General features: G+C 58.8%; 10 protein-coding genes, 4 pseudogenes and 1 riboswitch. Of the genes and pseudogenes, 3 read left to right on the plus strand and 11 right to left on the minus strand.

The features are described from left to right. Nucleotides 1-27: 27 nt before the first annotated feature. Both rapA and SGP1_RS03910 read right to left on the minus strand, forming a co-directional pair. Nucleotides 28-2,934 (minus strand): RNA polymerase-associated protein RapA, encoded by a 2,907-nt coding sequence (gene rapA, locus SGP1_RS03905; protein WP_011410293.1) that lies wholly within the window; start codon nucleotides 2,932-2,934, stop codon nucleotides 28-30. Between the two features lie 175 nt (nucleotides 2,935-3,109). Beyond that, nucleotides 3,110-4,403, minus strand: a pseudogene (locus SGP1_RS03910) (DNA polymerase II); the annotation flags it as partial. On the opposite strand from SGP1_RS03910, the gene SGP1_RS29065 reads away from it, so the two are divergent. Further along, entirely contained in the window at nucleotides 4,369-4,587 is a 219-nt protein-coding gene (locus tag SGP1_RS29065) for a hypothetical protein (RefSeq protein ID WP_162010777.1), read from the plus strand. The pseudogene SGP1_RS03910 and the gene SGP1_RS29065 overlap by 35 nt on opposite strands. A gap of 32 nt (nucleotides 4,588-4,619) precedes the next feature. Here the strand turns inward: SGP1_RS29065 and thiQ are convergent, their stop codons facing one another. The 8 genes and pseudogenes from thiQ to leuA form a co-directional block, all read right to left on the minus strand. Beyond that, nucleotides 4,620-5,318, minus strand: a complete 699-nt coding sequence (gene thiQ / locus SGP1_RS03915) for a thiamine ABC transporter ATP-binding protein ThiQ (RefSeq protein WP_011410294.1) — start codon at nucleotides 5,316-5,318, stop codon at nucleotides 4,620-4,622. Beyond that, the gene (gene thiP, locus SGP1_RS03920) at nucleotides 5,305-6,888 is read right to left on the minus strand and encodes a thiamine/thiamine pyrophosphate ABC transporter permease ThiP (protein ID WP_424141138.1); all 1,584 of its coding nucleotides are present in this window, start codon (nucleotides 6,886-6,888) and stop codon (nucleotides 5,305-5,307) included. Before thiP ends, thiQ begins: the two co-directional genes overlap by 14 nt. 137 nt (nucleotides 6,889-7,025) lie before the next feature. Then, nucleotides 7,026-8,000, minus strand: a complete 975-nt coding sequence (thiB, locus tag SGP1_RS03925) for a thiamine ABC transporter substrate binding subunit (RefSeq protein WP_011410296.1) — start codon at nucleotides 7,998-8,000, stop codon at nucleotides 7,026-7,028. Between the two features lie 40 nt (nucleotides 8,001-8,040). Continuing rightward, nucleotides 8,041-8,155: riboswitch (TPP riboswitch) on the minus strand. A gap of 106 nt (nucleotides 8,156-8,261) precedes the next feature. After that, nucleotides 8,262-9,941, minus strand: a pseudogene (gene sgrR, locus SGP1_RS03930) (HTH-type transcriptional regulator SgrR). Nucleotides 9,942-10,540: 599 nt separating this feature from the next. After that, a complete protein-coding gene (gene leuD, locus SGP1_RS03935) occupies nucleotides 10,541-11,143 on the minus strand; it encodes a 3-isopropylmalate dehydratase small subunit (protein ID WP_011410297.1) in 603 nt (200 codons plus the stop codon). Nucleotides 11,144-11,153: 10 nt separating this feature from the next. Then, nucleotides 11,154-12,554 (minus strand): 3-isopropylmalate dehydratase large subunit, encoded by a 1,401-nt coding sequence (gene leuC / locus SGP1_RS03940; protein ID WP_011410298.1) that lies wholly within the window; start codon nucleotides 12,552-12,554, stop codon nucleotides 11,154-11,156. A gap of 5 nt (nucleotides 12,555-12,559) precedes the next feature. Next, complete coding sequence (gene leuB, locus SGP1_RS03945; protein WP_011410299.1) at nucleotides 12,560-13,651, minus strand: 3-isopropylmalate dehydrogenase; 1,092 nt, start codon at nucleotides 13,649-13,651, stop codon at nucleotides 12,560-12,562. Between the two features lie 2 nt (nucleotides 13,652-13,653). Continuing rightward, nucleotides 13,654-15,231, minus strand: coding sequence for a 2-isopropylmalate synthase (gene leuA, locus SGP1_RS03950; RefSeq protein WP_011410410.1), 1,578 nt, complete (start codon nucleotides 15,229-15,231; stop codon nucleotides 13,654-13,656). Nucleotides 15,232-15,770: 539 nt separating this feature from the next. Between leuA and ilvN the strand changes: the two are divergent. Then, nucleotides 15,771-17,449, plus strand: a pseudogene (ilvN, locus tag SGP1_RS03955) (acetolactate synthase small subunit). Between the two features lie 419 nt (nucleotides 17,450-17,868). Next, nucleotides 17,869-18,873, plus strand: a complete 1,005-nt coding sequence (gene cra / locus SGP1_RS03960; protein ID WP_011410411.1) for a catabolite repressor/activator — start codon at nucleotides 17,869-17,871, stop codon at nucleotides 18,871-18,873. Between the two features lie 28 nt (nucleotides 18,874-18,901). Here cra and SGP1_RS03965 read toward each other — a convergent pair. After that, a pseudogene (locus SGP1_RS03965) lies at nucleotides 18,902-19,368 on the minus strand (L-alanine exporter AlaE). Nucleotides 19,369-19,544: the final 176 nt, after the last annotated feature.

Raw genomic sequence — 19,544 nt, forward strand, 5'->3', positions numbered from 1 at the left:
CAATGACCGCCGGGAAGAGGTTGCTGTTTATTGATGTGTCACCACGATAAGGCGGATCGCGTCCAGACGCCAACTGGCCTCATCAAGGTGCCGGAGCACCTGACGGCGGTTTTCCGCCACCGCCTCCAGCTCGTTGTCGCGGATAGCCGGGTTGACCGCCCGCAGCGCCTTTAGTCGGCTCAGCTCAGCGCTGAGGAGAAGATCCGCCTGCGCCCGCGCCTCATCAATCAGCGCCTGGGCCTGTTCGGCAACCAGGTGCTCGCCGTGCGTGAGCATCCCATGCACCTCCGGCTGAACCGCGCTGACCAGTTTGCTGGCGGTATGGCGCTTCACGGCATTCAATTGACGGTTAAATTGCTCAAACTCCACCTGCGGCGCCAGGTTGGTGCCGTTTTTATCCAGCAGCAGGCGCAGCGGGGTCGCGGGCAGAAAGCGATTAAGCTGCAAATTGCGCGGGGCCTGGGACTCCACCACGTAAATCAACTCCAACAACAGGGTGCCGACCGGCAGCGCCTTGTTTTTCAGCAGCGACAGCGCGCTGTTGCCGCTTTCGCTCGACAGGACCAAATCGAGGCCGTTACGAATGATAGGGTGTTCCCAACTGATAAACTGCGTCTCTTCGCGCGCCAGCGCCTGATCGCGATTAAAGGTAATGGTACAGCCCTCTTCCGACACGTCGGGGAAATCAGGCACCAGCATATGATCCGACGGTTTGAGCACCAGGAGATTGTCGCTGCGGTCTTCCTGACTTATGCCGATGATATCGAACAGATTGAGAGCAAAATTTACCAGTTGGCTGTCGTTATCCTGCTCGGCAAGGGTCTGCGCCAGGACGCGCGCCGGCTCGCCGCCGTTGGAATGCAGCTCAAGCAAGCGGTCGCGGCCCTGCTCCATTTGTGCCTTCAGCGCATCGTGCCGCGCGCGGCAATCGTGGATAAACGCCGTCAGGCCGGTAAGCGCGCCCGGCTCCGCCAGGTAGCCTTGCAAGGTCTGATAGGTTTCGTCATACAGCGCGCGGCCGGTGGGGCAGGTATGCTCGAAGGCATCCAGTCCTTCATGGTACCAGCGCAGCAGCACCGCCTGCGCCGATTGCTCCAGATAGGGGACATGTATCTGGATATCCCGGTTCTGGCCGATACGGTCCAGACGACCGATACGTTGCTCAAGCAGATCCGGATTAAAGGGCAGGTCGAACATCACCATCTGGCTGGCAAACTGGAAGTTGCGGCCTTCGGAACCGATTTCCGAGCACAAAAGTACCTGGGCTCCGTCTTCTGCGGAGGCGAAATACGCAGCGGCACGGTCGCGATCCACCAGCGATAACCCTTCATGAAACACCGCGGCGCGAATGCCTTCCCGTTCGCGTAATACCTGCTCCAGCTGCAGCGCCGTGCCGGCATGGGCGCAGATCACCAATACTTTTTCCTGACGCAGATCAAGGAGGAAGTCTACCAGCCACTGCACGCGCGGGTCGAAGTTCCACCAGGTCGCATTTTGCCCCTCAAATTGCTGAAAGATCTGCTCCGGGTAGAGCATGTGGCGTGCGCTCTCATCCAACCTCTGCTTGCCGCCCATGATGCCGGCCACCTTGAAGGCCGTCTGGTACTGCGCGGGCAGCGGCAGGGCGCAGGCGTGCAGTCGACGCGCCGGAAAGCCTTTCACGCCCTGGCGGGTATTGCGGAACATGACCCGGCTGGTGCCGTGGCTGTCCATCAACATGGCCGTGAGCCGGCGGCGTGCGTCGTCGTCGGCCGCGTTTTGCTCATTGACACGGGCCAGCAGCGCATCGGCATTTTGCCCGCCGAGCATCTCGGCCAGCAGCGTCATGGCCGCGGCATCCAGCAGCTCGTTGTTCAGCAGCAGTCCAACGGTATCGGCCACCAGGCGGTAGCGCTGCTGTTCGTCGGCAAAGGCCTGATAGTCATGAAAACGGTTCGGATCCAGCAGGCGCAGGCGGGCGAAATGGCTTTGCATGCCCAACTGTTCCGGCGTGGCGGTCAGCAACAGCACGCCGGGGATATGGTGCGCCAGCCGTTCAATCACCTGATATTCGCGGCTGGGGGCGGTTTCGCTCCAGGCCAGATGGTGGGCTTCATCCACCACGAGAATATCCCATTCCGCTTCGGTCAGGTGCGTCAGCCGCTCTTTATTACGCCGCACGAAATCCAGCGAACAAAGCACTAACTGTTCGGTTTCAAAGGGGTTGTCGCTATCGAGCAATGATTGGCTGTAGCGCTCGTCGTCAAAGAGGGAAAAATGCAGATTAAAGCGGCGCAGCATTTCCACGAGCCATTGATGCAGCAGCGATTCAGGCACGACGATCAGCACCCGCTCCGCGCGTCCGGTCAGCATTTGCTGATGGATTATCATCCCGGCTTCGATGGTTTTCCCCAGCCCCACTTCGTCCGCCAGCAGGACGCGCGGGGCGTGGCGCTGGCCGACTTCGGAGGCGATATGTAATTGATGGGGGATCAGGCTTGCGCGAATGCCGCGCAGGCCATTCCACGGCGCGCGAAACTGCTCGCTGTAGAACTTGCGCGCGCGGTAGCGCAGCGCGAAACGGTCCATGCGGTCGATCTGGCCGGCAAACAGGCGATCCTGCGGTTTGCTGAAGGTCAGTTTGCTGTCGAGCAACACCTCGCGCAGCGTACAGCCGGTTTCGCCGTTATCCAGACGCGTTCCGATGTAAGTCAGCAGGCCCTCTTTTTCCTCGATGGTGTCGATAAGCAGCTGCCAGCCTTCGTGGCTGGTAACGGTATCACCGGGATTAAACATCACCCGGGTAATAGGGGCATCGGTACGGGCGTAGAGGCGGTTTTCACCGCTGGTGGAAAACAACAGGGTCACCATGCGGGCGTCCTGGGCAACGACGGTACCCAGTCCCAGCTCGTTTTCAGTATCGCTTATCCAGCGTTGACCTAGCGTAAATGGCATAAATTCTCGGCTCAGTGTTGTATTGGGCTAAATTACCGGCAATAGAGGAACTGGCCGTGGCAGGTGCAAGCCTGAAGTACACGGCGTGAAACGGGGTCAGAGGTTAACATTACGCGTTGAGGGCGCTATAGTAATAGATGGTGACGGCGACGTCACCTGTCAATCGGCCCGTCAATCAAAACAATCCCATTTGACCTGATATAAGGGTAGCAAAATCATCCTGCATAAAGGTAGGATCGCGTCCGCCACCGGCTGCAGCTGCTTGCTGAGGTAATGATCATAATCCGGCTGGCTCAGGCGGCATTCCAGCGGCTTGGGGCCGGCGGTGGTCATGATATAGCTTATCCAGCCGCCGTTTTGATATTGCTGCAGGCGGTGGTGGCGCTGATTATAATCGTCGGCGATGCGTGCCGCGCGGGCCTGGGGCGGGACGTTGCGCTCGTAATCGCCGAGTTTGCGCCGCAGCCGCTTGCGATAAATCAGCCGATCGTCGAAGCTGCCGTCGAGCGTTTGGCACACATAATCGCGCACGAAAGACTGATAAGGCTGCCGTCGAAAAATGCGCTCATAGAGTTGCTGCTGAAACTGCTGGGCCAGCGGCGTCCAATTGCTGCGAACCGTTTCCAGCCCTTTAAACACCATCCGTTCCCCTTGCTCGTCCTGTACCAGCCCGGCATAGCGTTTTTTACTGCCCAGCTCCGCACCGCGGATGGTCGGCATGAAAAACCGACTGAAATGCGTCTCGAATTCCAGTTCCAGGGCGCTGTCGAGATCCCACTGCTGGCGCAGATGGTCTCGCCACCAGTCGTTGATTTTGCTTACCAGCGCCTGACCGATGGACACCGCCGCGTCCTGTACAAAGGGGCGTTTGAGCCAGACGAAAGTGGAATCGGTATCGCCGTAAATGACCGGATAACCCTCCGCCTCGATAAGCTCCCGCGTCTGGTGCATGATGGCGTGGCCGCGCAGGGTGATGGAGGAAGCCAGCCGGTTGTCGAAAAAACGGCAGCCGGGCGCGCCCGACACGCCATAAAAAGCGTTCATGATGATTTTCATCGCTTGGGACAGCGGCGCGTTATGGTCGCGTTTGGCGCGCTCACAGCCCTGCCAGAGCTGGTCGACGTGATGCCGGCGCGAAAAGCGCGCACCGGCGAAACCCGCAAGCGTGTCGGGGCTTTCACCCGCCGCCAGCCCTTCAATCAATCCGATCGGGTCTATCAAAAACGTGCGGATGATGGAGGGATAAAGGCTTTTGTAGTCCAGCACTAGCACTGAATCGTACAGCCCGGGGCGGGAATCCATGACATAACCGCCGGGGCTGGCCTGCGGCGCCACGTCCCCGAGGTTGGGCGCGACATAGCCGGCGCGATGCATGCGCGGCATATACAGCCAGCTAAACGCCGCCACCGATCCGCCACTGCGAGTCCGGTGACCGTGGCCCGCTCCAGCAGGAACGCCAGCAGCCGGGTGGGCATTACGGGCGGTATATTTAATTTCGTCGGCACCAGTATAGGAATTCTGGTTCCTATTCTTATCGGCTATCTGGTCTCCGGCGGTAACTTTGCGCCGGCACTGATGTTTGTCGGCGGTATGACGCTGCTCAGTATTTTTTCCTGGATTGTGATTATGGGGAAAATCGAGCGTATCACCTGAGCTTCTGTGCACAGTCAGCGCGGCCGCGGCGCTTAGCAGTCGATGCCCAGTATCGCCGCCGCCTGGGACTCACCGCTCGCCAGCGCCGCGGTCGGCCCATCATAATAAATGCGGCCGTCGACCACTAACAGGGTGCGTGGCGCCAGCCGCAGGGCATCATCCAAATTATGCGACACCATCAGCAGCGTCAGCCGGCGCGTGGCGCAAACCTCATCCAGCAATTTCACCATCTCGGCGCGTAGCGCGGGGTCCAGCGCGGAAAAAGGCTCATCGAGCAACAGTATCGGCTGTTGGCGCACCAGACAGCGCGCCAGCGCCGTGCGCTGCCGTTGGCCGCCGGAGATCGCCGCCGGCAAGCGTTCGAGCAGGTTTTCCAACCCGACCTGCCGCGCCGTATCCTTTAATTGACAACGTTGAGCAGACGTCAGTCGCAATCCGGGATGCAGCCCGAGGCCGATATTCTCCGCCACGGTCAGGTGGGCAAACAGGTTGTTTTCCTGAAACAGCATCGATACTGGTCGCCGGGCCGGCGGCGTTTTGTTATGGGTTGCGCCGTTCAGCCACAGTTCGCCGCTGTGCGGTGTCAGGAAACCCGCCATCAAATTGAGTAGCGTGCTTTTACCGGCGCCGCTCGGGCCAAGTATCGCCACCTTTTCGCCGGCGTCGACGTGCAGGTCAAACCGCAAGGGTAAATGGCGATAAAGCCAGGTCACTTTATCAAGCGTTATCATTGGTCCCCGACCCTTTTTCAAACAACGTAAACAGCAGCAGACACAGCAGCAGCAACACCAGGGCGGTCACCGCGCCATCCTGGCTGCGATAGGCGCCGATCTGCTGGTAAAGATAAAGCGGCAAGGTACGGAAATCCTCGCTGCCGAAGAGCGCTATCACGCCAAAATCCCCCAAGGACAAGATACAGGCGAAGGCTAGCGCACGTCCCGCCGGCTGGCGCAGTGCGCGCCATTCGACCAAACGTAACCGGTTGAGGCCTCCGATGTTGAGCGTGAGGCACAGTTGCCGGTAGCATTCGGCTACGTCCTGCATCGGGCTTTCCAATACCTTTAGCGCATAGGGAATAGCCATTAGCGCATTGGCGAGGATAATTACCGGCGCCGGCGAGGCGGGTAATCCGCCGTTATCGGTTGCCAGCAGGAAAAAACCTGTCGCCAGCACGATACCGGGCATCGCCAGGATCACCATGCCGCTCAGATCCAACAGTTGGGCGCCCAGCCATCGCTGACGCAGGCGCAGTTCCCGGCTGCTCCAGAGCAACATACCGGTAAGCAGCAGGCACAACAGACCGGCGCACAGCGCAACCCCCAGAGAGGTGAATACCGCCCGCCATAGCGCCGTTTGCCGCAACACCGTCGGCAGATCGCCGTTGATCCCGTCGATGACGACCGCCAGCAGCGGCGGCAGCAACAAGAGTAGCGCCGCCAGGATAATCAACGCGTCGCCTATTCTTCCCCCTGTCGCCGTCTGGCGATCGCGCCAGCGGGCATGATGGGAATGCCCTACCGGCAGCGCGCTGGCCAGCCGTTGACTCAGCATTACCAGCCCGAGGCAGCAGACCATTTGCACCAGCGCTAGCAAAGCGGCGCGGCCGACGTCGAAGTCGTAGCTGAGGGCCTGATAAATCGCCAGTTCGATCGTCGTCGCGCGCGGACCGCCGCCCAGCGCCAGTACGGTGGCGAAACTGGCGAAACAGAGCATAAAAATCAACGCGGCCGCAGGAAGCAGTTGACGGCGTAAGTAGGGCCATTCGACCAGGCGGAAAAACGGTCCGGCGGTCATACCTAATTGAGCCGCCAGTTGCCGTTGCTCCACCGGAATACTTTCCAGCGCCTGCAGCAGTAATCGCGTCGCCAGCGGCAGGTTGAAGAAAACATGCGCCAGCAGGATGCCACCCAGGCCGTAGGGGGAAAAACGGTATTCCACCTGTAGCACCCGGCACAGCTGGGCCAGCCAGCCTTGCTGGCCAAAAACGCTCATAATGCCGAAAACGCCCACCAACACCGGCAGCACGAGCGTCATACCGCAGAACCGCAGCAGCAAGGCGCGGCCGGGAAACCGTCGGCGGTAAAGCGCCCGTGCCAGCGCTACGGCCGGCAGGGTGGCGCACAGCGCCGATAGCAGGGCCTGAGTAAAGGTAAAAGACACCACATGCCAAAGATAACGATCCGCCAGCAGTGGACGCCAGGGATGGGAGGGGACGTGACGCCACAGGGCGCTGAAGGCGGCGAGTGCGATAACGGCAATCACCGCCGCCGCCGTAGCGCCGGGCCACAGCCAACCGGGCATTGCTTTGACGCGGCCCGCCACTGCCGCAGACCGGGCGAGGAACAGGTCAGATCCGCTGCGCCCGCCCCGGTGCCGGGGCGGTTGCGTCGGCGTCGGGGACCGCGGGGACGCGCCGCCGTGACGACCTGCAGGAGACATTAACGGCTAACGGCCTGCTGCCAGCCGCTGACCCACCCGGCGCGCCCGGCTGCCACCTGCTGCGGGGTAAAGCTTAATGTCTGCTGCGGTGGCGGGGTGAAACCGGCGGGCAGCGCGGTATCAATCACCGGATACATCCAGTTGCCGGTCGGAATGGCCTGCTGGAAAGCCGGGGTAAGGATAAATTGCATAAAGCGATGGGCCAGAGCCTGTTGCTTGCTGGCCGCCAGTTGTCCGGCCACCTCCACCTGCTGATAGTGACCTTCGCTAAAGGCCGCCGCCGCATACTGATTTTTCTTTTCTTCGATAATATGGTAGGCCGGCGAGGTGGTATAGCTTAGCACCATGTCCGATTCCCCTTTCAGGAAAAGACCATAGGCTTCGCTCCAGCCTTTGGTCACGGTCACGGTTTTCGCGGCCAGCTTTTCCCAGGCCGCAGGCGCAGCGTCGCCATAGACCTTTTGCACCCAGAGCAGCAGTCCCAGCCCCGGGGTGCTGGTGCGCGGATCTTCGTAAATGATCTTCAGTGACGCGGGGTCGTCCACCAGCTCATGCAGGCTGCGGGGCGGGTTCTTGAGTTTGGTCTGGTCATAGACAAACGCGAAATAGCCATAATTGTAGGGCAGGAAGAGGTCGTTATGCCAGCTGCCGGGCAGGGTTAGCGCTTTGGTCGCAACGGCATGGGGGGCGAACAGTCCGGTGTCCCGCGCCGCCTGGATCAGGTTGTTGTCCAGACCCAGCACGATATCTGCCCGGCTGTTTTTCCCTTCCAGACGTAAGCGGTTCAAAAGCGCCACTCCATCTTCCAGCGCGACAAACTTCAGTTCGCAACCACACTCCTTTTCAAACGCCGTTTTTATCGCCGGCCCCGGACCCCATTCCGAAGAGAACGAGTCATAGGTGTATACCGTCAGGATGGGTTTGGCCAGTGCCGGCGCGGCCAGTAACAGGCAGAATAACCATTTTTTCAACACTTTGCGCTCCTAAGGACAAGGTAGCAAAGGACTTGAGGCAGCAGTGCGCACTCTCAAATCCCTTCGCCGGTATTAACCGGATCAGGTTCGACGGGTCTTCTCTCAGCTCACTCCGACCGCGGCGGGCGGTAGCATGGGCACCCCGTTGAGAACGGCATTGATTGTAAATGCTTACGAGTCTGGTTGACAGTAAATCCCCTATTTGGTGTCACAAAGAAAAAAATAAAGAAAAAGTTACTCAGGACGATGGCGTAAGCGGTGCTACGGCGCCGGCGGCGCGAACCAGGCAGATTTAAAATCAAACCAGCCCAGCGTATTCATACGAATTCTACGCATGCTGCGGCTGCCCTGCAGACTAAGCCAATTGTGGTACAAAGGGTGCAGCCAATGTTCGTCAACCAGCGACCGGCTCCATTCCGCCATTGGCAATTGACTTTTGCGCCAACGTTCGGCTGCATCAAACAGCGTCGGCGGCAGGCAACGATGTAGCAGCGGCATCTCATACAGCGTGGCGAACAGCGAAAACGATAGCGGCAGCGAGAAATTGGCGCTGCCCAACCAAATATCCGTGGTGGTGTTGCCGCGGTACCATTGCTCATAGTCCACAGTGTTGATGTCCAACTGTATGGACTCTGCCTCCAATATCGCCGTTAGCGCGGCGGCCAGCACCTCGAATTCGGCATGGTTGCGATAAAGGGTCAGGCGGGTCAGTTCCGGCGGTTTGGCCCCCGGCGGTTGATGACGGCGATGATTCCAGCGCGGCAGGAGCCCATAGGCAGGCGACCAGAAATGCTGGCTTGGGGGTGGGGTATGGGGCAACAGCGCCAGGGGATTGAGATAGTCGCCCAGCCAGCGGCGAACCTCGGGTTGCTGCATGAGCGGCGAGCGCTGATCGTGGAGGAGAAAATAGCACCCTTCTTCCTGTCGAATTTCCGCAGCGGCGCTCTCGCTGCCGTCTTCTGCCGGCGACACACCCAAATTTTGCAACTGAACTCCGCTATAGCTGAGTTCATGGGATAACTTCGGCAAGACCCAGATATTGACTTCATCGATAAGCGCTCGATAGCAGAAATAATCGTCGAAGGCGCGGATGGTGAGCTGGCTCGGGTGATTATGTACCACTATAGGGGCCGGTACCAACCGGCCGGCGGGCGAAATCCGGCAGGGTCCGCCATTCGGCGGGCAGTATCATCGCCGGTACGCTCGCCAGCAGCCAGGGGAGCCAGTCATCGCGCTCGGCAAGCTGAATATCCAGCGTATGGGGGGGCGGGCGAACCCAATGACAGGATAGGTGCAAACAGCGGGTTACCGGTCATACGCGCTAGCGATTGGATGACATCGTCGACGGTCATTTCCCGGCCGTGGTGAAAACGTACCGCAGGCCGCAGATAGAACCGCCAATGGTCGGGTGCCAGCGCTTGCCAGTGGTGTGCTATATCTGCCTCCAGTTCCCCATTTTCCTCATTTATGCGCGTTAGGCCGCTGAAAATTTGCCGAACGATATGGTTGTCTGAACGCCGCAGCGGTGTACCGGGCAGCAAATTGTTCAGCGGGCGATAGTAGAGCACCCGCAGGATATGATTGCCCTGGCGGAAACCGCGGCCCAGGTGAGAAAGCAGCATCGTCCGCAGGCTCTCGCGATCTCTCCCACCAACTGTCCAACTGATCGATACGATCCTGTTCGAGCAGCTCGCTGGCGCGCTGCTGCTGCAACCCCAGGCCGGTATAGTGAAAGTCTAACCGGGAGCGTTTACCGCGCCCGGCCTGAGAATGCCAACTGAGCCAACCTACATGCTGCATGTTTTTCAGCAGCGAACGGACGTGGTGGTGGCGTGAGCAATTGAGCTGTAACGCCAATTTGCTGAGGGGGGTATCGCGTGACTCGCCCTGGCAGCTTTTCCATAGTCGGATAAATTGCTGCTGTAAACGCTGTGAGGTCATAAAAGAGGAACCCTCCCTGAAAAGTCATCTGTTTTTCTTTCCGTATATTACGCCGATACTTTAGAGGCCGAAAGCGCGGCAGGATGCACCTCCGCTGCGCCGCGGTTAAGCGGCTGTACCTCCTCAATGTGTCTCAAGTTAGCCAGCCGCCGATACCGTGGTGCAAACGATGCAATGGACAAGCGCCTAGACACATTAACTCTTGAATCAGGTGGTGATCACCGGCCGGCGATGTAGGGTGCCGGCTTTTTTTTGTCCGCCGATCGCCGCACATGAGGTTGCCAAGCCATCGGCCACCGCTTGCGCGCAGCGGCGAATGGGGGGACGGTAACGCATAATGTTGCGAGGCGGTAACAGTATTGGCTAACCGGGTAAGGATGAAACCGTTTCATGGAGGATAACAGCAGACACGGCAGTGGCGGGGGGGGGGGGGACGACAGGGCGCGAGAGGAGATACGCGACTTCGGGATAGAAAAAACGCCAGGCCACCCCGGTGCATAGCGGTGGGTTCCGTCTGCACAGTGAGTATTCGATACCGCCGTGGTGAAAGAGGAACGGCGAGGCCCGACCGTCGCACCCGCCGGGCGCGACGGCGACGATCAGTTCAGAAATGCCGGCTGCCGGCTCTCGTATTGGCTTATCGCTTCATCGTGCATCAGCGTCAGACCGATACTGTCGAGGCCGTTTATCATGTAATGGCGGCGGAAGCTGTCTATCTCGAAAGGATAAACCTTATCGCCGGCCACGACCTGCTGTCGTTCCAGATCGACGGTAAATGTCATCCCCTCCTGCGCCGCGACCATAGCAAACAGTTCGTTGATCTGCTCTTCCGACAGCGTAATCGGCAGCAATTGATTATTGAAGCTGTTGCCGTAGAAAATATCGGCAAAGCTCGGCGCTATCACGGCATGAAAGCCGTAATCGGTCAATGCCCAGGGCGCATGTTCGCGCGAGGAGCCACAGCCGAAGTTTTCCCGCGCCAGCAGGATACTGGCGCCGCGATAGCGCGGCTGATTCAGCACGAAATCCGGGTTAGGTTGTTGCCCGGCGTTGTCCAGAAAGCGCCAGTCATTGAATAAATGCTGGCCAAATCCGGTGCGGGTCACCTTCTGCAGAAACTGCTTGGGGATGATGGCATCGGTGTCGACGTTGGCGGCGTCAAGGGGCACCACGATGCCGGTATGTTGGGTAAATTTAGCCATCTCTTTTTCCTTAATTTAATTCGCGGATATCGGCGAAACGGCCGGCTACCGCCGCCGCCGCCGCCATCGCGGGGCTGACCAGATGGGTGCGTCCGCCGCGGCCCTGACGGCCTTCAAAGTTACGATTGCTGGTTGACGCGCAGCGCTCACCGGGGTTCAGGCTGTCGTTGTTCATCGCCAGGCACATGGAGCAGCCCGGCAGGCGCCATTCAAACCCGGCATCGAGGAAAATTCTATCCAGCCCTTCCGCTTCGGCCTGCGCCTTAACCGGACCGGAGCCGGGGACCACGATTGCCTGTACGCCGGCGGCAACGCGACGACCGCGGGCAACAGCGGCGGCGGCGCGCAGATCTTCGATGCGTGAGTTGGTGCAAGAACCAATGAAGACCTTGTCAATCGTCACGTCGGTCAGACGAATGCCGGGCTGCAAATCCATATAGGCCAGTGCCTTGGCGGCAGAATTACGCTCTACCGGATCGCTGAATGACTCCGGCGACGGGATGACCTGATTGACGGCAATGACCTGGCCGGGGTTGGTGCCCCAGGTCACCTGCGGCGCGATGTCCTGCGCATCCAGCGTCACGACTTTGTCGAAGCGGGCATCATCGTCGGATTTCAGCGTATCCCAATACATCACGGCCTGATGCCAGTCATCGCCCTTGGGCGCAAACTGCCGGTTTTGCAGGTAGGCGTAGGTGGTGTCGTCCGGGGCGACCAGGCCCGCCTTGGCGCCCATTTCGATCGCCATATTGCAAAGCGTCATGCGGCCTTCCATGCTAAGCGCGCGAATGGCGGAGCCGCTGAATTCCACCACGTGGCCGGTACCGCCAGCTGAACCGATTTTACTGATGATCGCCAGGACAATATCCTTGGCGGTAATACCGGGGGAGGCGTGGCCGGTCATGTCCACTTTCATGGTTTTGGCACGGCCCTGTTTCAGGGTCTGGGTCGCCAGTACGTGTTCTATTTCTGAGGTGCCGATACCGAACGCCAGCGCGCCAAAGGCGCCGTGGGTGGCAGTATGGGAATCGCCGCAGACGATAGTCATGCCCGGCAAGATCATCCCTTGTTCCGGACCGATGACGTGCACGATCCCTTGATAAGGGTGGTTCAGGTCATACAGCTGCACGCCGAATTCCGCGCAGTTTTTCATCAGCTCCTGCATCTGGATGCGGGCCATATCACCACAGGCGTTGATGTCTTTGGTTTGCGTGGAAACGTTGTGGTCCATGGTGGCGAAGGTTTTGCCCGGTTGACGTACGGTGCGGCCATGGGCGCGCAAGCCGTCAAACGCTTGCGGCGAGGTGACTTCATGCACCAAATGGCGGTCGATATACAAAAGCGGCGTTTCGTTCTCCGCTTCATAAACCACGTGTGCATCATATAATTTTTGGTATAACGACTTGCCCATGTTGATTATGCCCCTTGACTGATTAACGCGGCGATAATATCGCCCATTTCACCGGTACCTACCGCGCTGCCGCCGCCGGCCAGGTCGGCGGTGCGGTGTCCGGCTTCCAGCGCCTGATTAACCGCGAGCTCAATCGCGTCCGCGGCGTCGTCCAGCCCCAGGCTGTAGCGCAGCAGCAGGGAGGCGGACAAAATCTGTGCCACCGGGTTGGCGATATCCTTGCCGGCGATATCCGGCGCCGAGCCACCGGCCGGCTCATACATGCCGAAGCCCTGCTCATTCAGGCTGGCCGAAGGCAGCATGCCCATGGAGCCGGTGATCATGGCGCATTCGTCGGAGAGAATATCGCCGAACAGATTCGAGCACAGCATCACATCGAACTGGGACGGATCTTTAATCAATTGCATGGTGGCGTTGTCGATATACAAATGCGACAGAGCGACATCCGGGTAGTCCGGTGCCACCTGACTGACCACCTTGCGCCACAGAATGGAGCTTTGCAACACGTTGGCTTTGTCGATGGAGGTGACTTTGCCGCGCCGTTTGCGCGCCGATTCAAAAGCTATGCGGGCGATGCGTTCAATCTCAAAGCGATAGTACACCTCGGTATCGAAAGCATGCTCGTGCGGACCGGTGCCTTCGCGGCCTTTCGGTTGGCCGAAATAGATGCCACCGGTGAGTTCCCGCACGCACAAGATATCGAATCCGCGTTCGGCGATATTGGCGCGCAGCGGGCAATAGGCCTCAAGCCCAGGGTACAGGCGCGACGGGCGCAGGTTGGAAAACAGCTTGAAGTGTTTACGCAGCGGCAGCAGGGCGCCGCGCTCCGGCTGTTCCGCCGCCGGCAAGTGTTCCCATTTCGGACCGCCCACTGAACCGAACAGAATCGCATCCGCCTGCTCGCAGCCGGCAACGGTGCCGGCGGGCAGCGGGCTGCCCTGGCGGTCGATAGCCGCGCCGCCCACATCATACTCGCTGGTGGAAATGCGCACGTTGAAGCGCTGGCGCACCGCATCAAGAATCTTATAGGCCTGCGCCATGACTTCCGGGCCGATACCGTCGCCGGGTAAAACCGCAATATGGTAGGTCTTGCTCATCATTACACCGTTTCCTGCATATCCTGACTGTTGTTGTGTTGGTGCAGGCGCCGCAATTCGATACCGACTTGCCGCGCGCGCCAGATAGTGTTCATCGAATTGACCATCGCCAGGGCGGAGGATTCGATGATATCCGTGGCCAGACCGACGCCGTGGAAACGGCGACCCTCATACTCCACGACGATATCCACCTGGCCCAGCGCGTCACGGCCGTGACCCTTGGCGGTCAACTGATACTTTTCCAACTGAATGGGGAGTTGCGTAATGCGGTTCAGCGCCTCGTAGACGGCATCTACCGGGCCGTTGCCGGTAGCGGCTTCGGCGTGCACCTCGTCACCGAAGGCCAGTTTCACCGAGGCGGTGGCGATATCGGCGGAGCTGGATTGCACGCTGAAGTATTCCAGGCGGAAATGCTCCGATTGCTCCTGCTGATTATTGATAAACGCCAGCGCTTCCAGATCGTAATCGAAGACCTGCCCCTTTTTATCGGCGAGTTTCAGGAAGGCGTCATACAGTTCGTCCAGGGAGTAATTGCTTTCCTGATAGCCCATCTCCTGCATGCGGTGTTTCACCGCCGCGCGACCGGAGCGGGAGGTCAGATTCAACTGCACTTCTTTCAGGCCGATGATTTCCGGTGTCATGATTTCGTAGTTCTGGCGATTCTTCAGCACGCCGTCCTGATGAATACCGGAAGAGTGAGCGAAGGCATTGGCGCCCACTACTGCTTTATTGGCGGGGATAGGCATGTTGCACAGCTGGCTGACTACCTGGCTGGTGCGGTAGATTTCCTGATGATGGATGCCAGTGTGGACGTTCAGCAGATCCTGGCGCACTTTGATCGCCATGATTACCTCTTCCAGCGCGGTATTGCCGGCGCGTTCGCCGATGCCGTTCAGCGTCCCTTCCACTTGACGGGCGCCGGACTGAATTGCGGCGATAGAGTTGCCGACCGCCATGCCCAGGTCGTCGTGGCAATGGACCGAGATGATGGCCTTATCGATATTTGGCACGTGCTGATACAGGGAACTGATAATGCCGCCGAACTGATTCGGCGTGGTGTAGCCCACCGTATCGGGAATATTGATGGTGCGCGCACCAGCTTTAATGGTGGCTTCAACAATACGGCACAGGTTGTCGATCGGGGTGCGGCCGGCGTCCTCGCAGGAAAATTCGACGTCATCGGTATAGTTGCGCGCACGTTTAACAGAGTGCACCGCCATTTCGACCACCTGGTCGAAGCTCTTTTTTAGCTTGGATTCCACATGCAGGGTCGAGGTGGCCAGGAACAAATGGATACGGAACGCTTCCGCCACGCGCAGCGCCTCGGCCGCGACATCAATATCGCGATCGACGCAGCGCGCCAGGCCGCAAACCCGGCTGTTTTTGATCTGGCGGGCAATGGTTTGCACCGACTCGAAATCGCCGGGGGAAGACACCGGAAAGCCCACCTCCATGACGTCAACGCCCATTCTTTCCAGCGCCTGCGCAACCTGCAGTTTCTCTTTTACGCTCAGGCTCGCCTGCAGCGCCTGTTCACCATCACGCAGCGTCGTATCGAAAATAATGACTTGTTGGCTCATGGTCGATCCTTATTCTGTTGGTTTCCGCACACGCCAGGCATAAAAAAACCCGCGCAGTAGTGCGCGGGTTTTAATCTGGAGTGGCCCGAATTCAGTTCTGAATACCGTGCACCAGCCTGCCGCGCATCAATTCTACGTGTAGTAGTAGGCTTAGTAGACGGATAGACTTGAACATAAGTTATGCGCTTTCCATTAATGAATTCGGTTAGTAAGGTTATTGGTACCGCATCTGGCGCGTGCTGTCAACCGTTCATTGCGGTCGCGCGCCTGCTAAAATTGACTCACCGACAAAAACAACCTGCCACAAAGAAGGGTCTTATCCAGTATATTATCTTGCCAGGTTGCGTCGGGGTAGCGTATTAAATATACCCTTTAAGGGTGCAGGGTTTTTTGCTCTTTGCCTGCATCATTAACAGGCGCTATCGTAATCGGCCATAAAATATAACTACACAGTATTCAGGGTGCTTATCTCACTGTCCCTCACGACACCGGAAAGGCGTTCCGCTGTCGGCGTAACACTGTAAGCCTGGAGGCAAACCATGGAGATGTTGTCAGGAGCCGAGATGGTCGTCCGGTCATTGATTGATCAGGGCGTTAAGCAGGTATTCGGTTATCCCGGTGGTGCCGTGCTGGATATTTATGATGCGTTGCACACGGTCGGCGGGATCGATCATGTGCTGGTGCGTCACGAACAGGGCGCGGTACACATGGCCGACGGCTACGCCCGCGCCACCGGCGAGGTCGGTGTGGTACTGGTGACCTCTGGTCCCGGCGCCACCAATGCGGTCACCGGTATCGCCACCGCCTATATGGACTCGATTCCCTTGGTGGTGCTGTCCGGCCAGGGCCGGTGGTGATCGAGCTGCCGAAAGACATTTTAAGCGCGTCGCACAAGCTGCCCTACCTCTATCCCGACTCGGTGACGATGCGCTCTTACAACCCCATGGTACAGGGCCACAAACGGCAAATCCGGCGCGCGCTCACGACGCTGCTCGCCGCCGAGCGGCCGGTGGTCTATACCGGCGGCGGTGCGATTACTTCCGCCTGCCATCACGCGCTGCGTCAACTTGCCGAACAGTTGAATCTGCCCGTGGTGAGCTCGCTGATGGGGCTGGGCAGTTTCCCCGGTAGCCATCGGCAAAGCCTCGGTATGCTGGGGATGCACGGCACCTTCGAGGCGAATATGGCGATGCATCGTGCCGACGTGATTTTCGCCGTCGGTGTCCGTTTTGACGATCGCACCACCAACAATCTGGCGAAATATTGTCCGGATGCCACGATGCTGCATATCGATCCGGCGTCGATTTCCAAAACCGTCACCGCCGACGTACCGATTGTTGGCGACGCCCGCCATGTCCTTGACCAGATGCTGGAGCTGCTGGCGGCGGGAGAAAGCCGTCAGCCGTTCGACGCGCTGCGAGACTGGTGGCGGGATATCGAGCAATGGCGCGCCCGCGCCTGCCTCAAATACGACAACAGCAGCGATAAAATCAAACCCCAGGCGGTGATCGAGACGCTGTACCGGCTGACGCAGGGTAACGCCTACGTGACATCCGACGTGGGCCAGCATCAAATGTTTGCCGCGCTGTACTATCCGTTCGATGAACCGCGGCGCTGGATCAACTCCGGCGGCCTGGGCACCATGGGCTTTGGCCTGCCGGCGGCGCTCGGAGTGAAGATAGCCTTTCCGCAGGAAACCGTGCTGTGCATTACCGGCGACGGCAGTATCCAGATGAATATTCAAGAGCTGTCCACCGCACTGCAATACGATTTGCCGGTGGTGGTGGTCAGTTTGAACAACCGCTATCTCGGTATGGTGAAACAGTGGCCCACCGACGATCCGACCCTCTCACGTATGACCATTCAGACCGTGGGAGACGAGAAGGTGCTGGAGCAGATTGAAAAGCAACTGCATAAGCTGGTGGACGTGCTGCGTGTCAGCGAATCGGGGCAGGGGGGTGGTAACCACGTTGAACGGGAAATTATGCTGGTGAAAGTGCAGACCAGCGGTTTCGGTCGCGAAGAGGTGAAACGCTGCGCCGAAATCTTCCGCGGTCAGATTGTCGATGTCACGCCGGCTATCTATACCTTACAGCTGGCGGGCACCAGTGAAAAACTGGATGCTTTTCTCGCTACGGTGCGTGAGGTGGCGGAGATAGTGGAAGTCGCCCGCTCGGGTATCGTCGGCCTGTCCCGCGGCGATAAAGTCATGTGCTGAACGCGTCTTTCACACAGGGCTGAAGCCTGCGGTATCGGCTGAATGTCCTGCTTTACGCCGGGCGACAAGTTGGTGTCCTCCGGCGAATGATTTTGTTGACGCCCGGCTGAAAGCGTGTGCCCGGTGCCTTACCCCGGACCGGCGTGATGCGCTCTCAGACCCAATCCGTCGCGTTCCCCGAGCCCGGATGACGTGCTCTCAGACTTTCCCCGATCCGACACCGTGTGATGTTTCTGTTGTCGTTTGTTCCGCTGAAGATAGGCTATCAGCGACTTCAGCCGGAGGCTGACGCCGCTTCGGCACAGGCCGTCGGATTTTCGCTTAGCATTTTGTGCTGATAGTTGTAGCATGGTTGAATTCCCCGGTGCGACTATGGATATTCGGGCAAACGGTTAATTGATAAGCATAAAGGGGTCTATGTGAAACTGGATGAAATCGCGCGCCTGGCTGGTGTTTCGCGCACAACCGCCAGTTATGTCATTAACGGCAAAGCGAAACAATACCGCGTCAGCGATAAAACCGTGGAAAAGGTTATGGCAGTGGTCAGGGAGCATAATTACCATCCAAATGCGGTAGCCGCCGGCCTGCGTGCCGGGCGTACCCGCTCCATCGGCCTGGTTATCCCCGATCTGGAAAATACCAGTTATACCCGCATCGCCAACTATCTCGAACGCCAGGCGCGTCAGCGCGGCTATCAGCTATTGATCGCCTGTTCGGAAGACCAGCCGGACAACGAGATGCGCTGCGTGGAGCATCTGCTCCAGCGGCAGGTTGACGCGATTATCGTCTCAACCGCCTTGCCGCCAGAGCATCCGTTCTATCAGCGCTGGGCCAATGACGCGTTCCCCATCATTGCCCTCGACCGTGCGCTGGATCGCGAGCACTTTATCAGCGTTGTCGGCGCGGATGAGGAAGATGCAGAAATGTTGTCCCAGGAGCTGAGCCAGTTTCCGGGGGATCACGTGCTGTATCTTGGCGCACTGCCGGAGCTGTCGGTGAGCTTTCTGCGCGAGCAAGGCTTTCGGCGCGGCTGGGGGCAGGATCGGCGCAAGCCGGACTTTCTCTATGCCAACAGCTATGAGCGTTCGGCGGCGGCAGGACTCTTCGGCCGTTATCTGGAGAATAATCCAATGCCGCAGGCGCTGTTCACCACGTCGTTTTCACTGTTGCAGGGGGTGATGGATGTGACGCTGAAACGCAGCGGCCGGCTGCCCACCCATCTGGCTATCGCCACCTTTGGCGATAATGAGCTGCTGGATTTTCTGGAATGTCCGGTGCTGGCGGTCGCACAGCTCCATCGGGAAGTGGCGGAGCAAGTGTTGGAGCTGGTGCTCGCCAGCCTCGACGAGCCCCACCGGCCCAAGCCGGGTCTGACGCGTATACGCCGCAGCCTGTTCCGGCGCGGTCAGCTTAGCCGTAATTAACCCTGCGCCGCCGGGCCGTGAGCCCGGGTTACTGCCGGGACGGCGCTGAGGCGACCGGTAGCGGCCCGGTTACCCGGAACAACCGGCGGCAATAATCCAGAAAGTAGCCGTACACCACACCGAGCACCATAGAAGCTACCGCATTGCTGACCACCGCCGCGAGCAACTGCCGCCACTCCACCCCCACCGCAAGAAGAAGCGCCGCATAGACCGGTGATTGAAAACTGACATCGCAAGCAGATCAGCCAGATTCCGGGTCCAGAATTGTTTGGGCCCGTGACGTGACGCCAGACTCACTACCGCATCGCGATACTGGCCAAACGGCCAGGCGATAATCACATTGACCGGTATCGCCAGCACACGCGACGATAGCGATTGCTGCAGACTCATACCGGACAACAGGATTTCAATCGCCATCCCGGTAAAGAAACAATACACCACCAGCGCGAAGGTATCCGCCGTGGCACTGCGCAGACGAGATGTGACAGAAGACATGGGGTGACAGCTCCAGCGCAAAAAGAGAAGTAAAACCGGCCAAAGATGCAGGGGACGGAGTGATTTTTAAGGATTAATTTATGGAGTGTAGAGTACATCACTGCCTATACTTAGTTAACTAGTTAATAATTTTTATTTAAATAGTTAATCTCGTGATTTGTACCGATAAAATATCC

It is taken from the genome of Sodalis glossinidius str. 'morsitans' (assembly GCF_000010085.1).
Lineage (GTDB): Bacteria > Pseudomonadota > Gammaproteobacteria > Enterobacterales > Enterobacteriaceae > Sodalis > Sodalis glossinidius.

Excerpts from the sequence above, each read along its gene's own strand:
- leuD (WP_011410297.1), bottom strand. The coding sequence starts at position 11,143 with ATGGCTAAATTTACCCAACATACCGGCATCGTGGTGCCCCTTGACGCC.
- leuB (WP_011410299.1), bottom strand. The coding sequence starts at position 13,651 with ATGAGCAAGACCTACCATATTGCGGTTTTACCCGGCGACGGTATCGGC.
- rapA (WP_011410293.1), bottom strand. The coding sequence starts at position 2,934 with ATGCCATTTACGCTAGGTCAACGCTGGATAAGCGATACTGAAAACGAG.
- thiP (WP_424141138.1), bottom strand. The coding sequence starts at position 6,888 with ATGCCCGGTTGGCTGTGGCCCGGCGCTACGGCGGCGGCGGTGATTGCC.
- leuA (WP_011410410.1), bottom strand. The coding sequence starts at position 15,231 with ATGAGCCAACAAGTCATTATTTTCGATACGACGCTGCGTGATGGTGAA.
- thiQ (WP_011410294.1), bottom strand. The coding sequence starts at position 5,318 with ATGATAACGCTTGATAAAGTGACCTGGCTTTATCGCCATTTACCCTTG.
- leuC (WP_011410298.1), bottom strand. The coding sequence starts at position 12,554 with ATGGGCAAGTCGTTATACCAAAAATTATATGATGCACACGTGGTTTAT.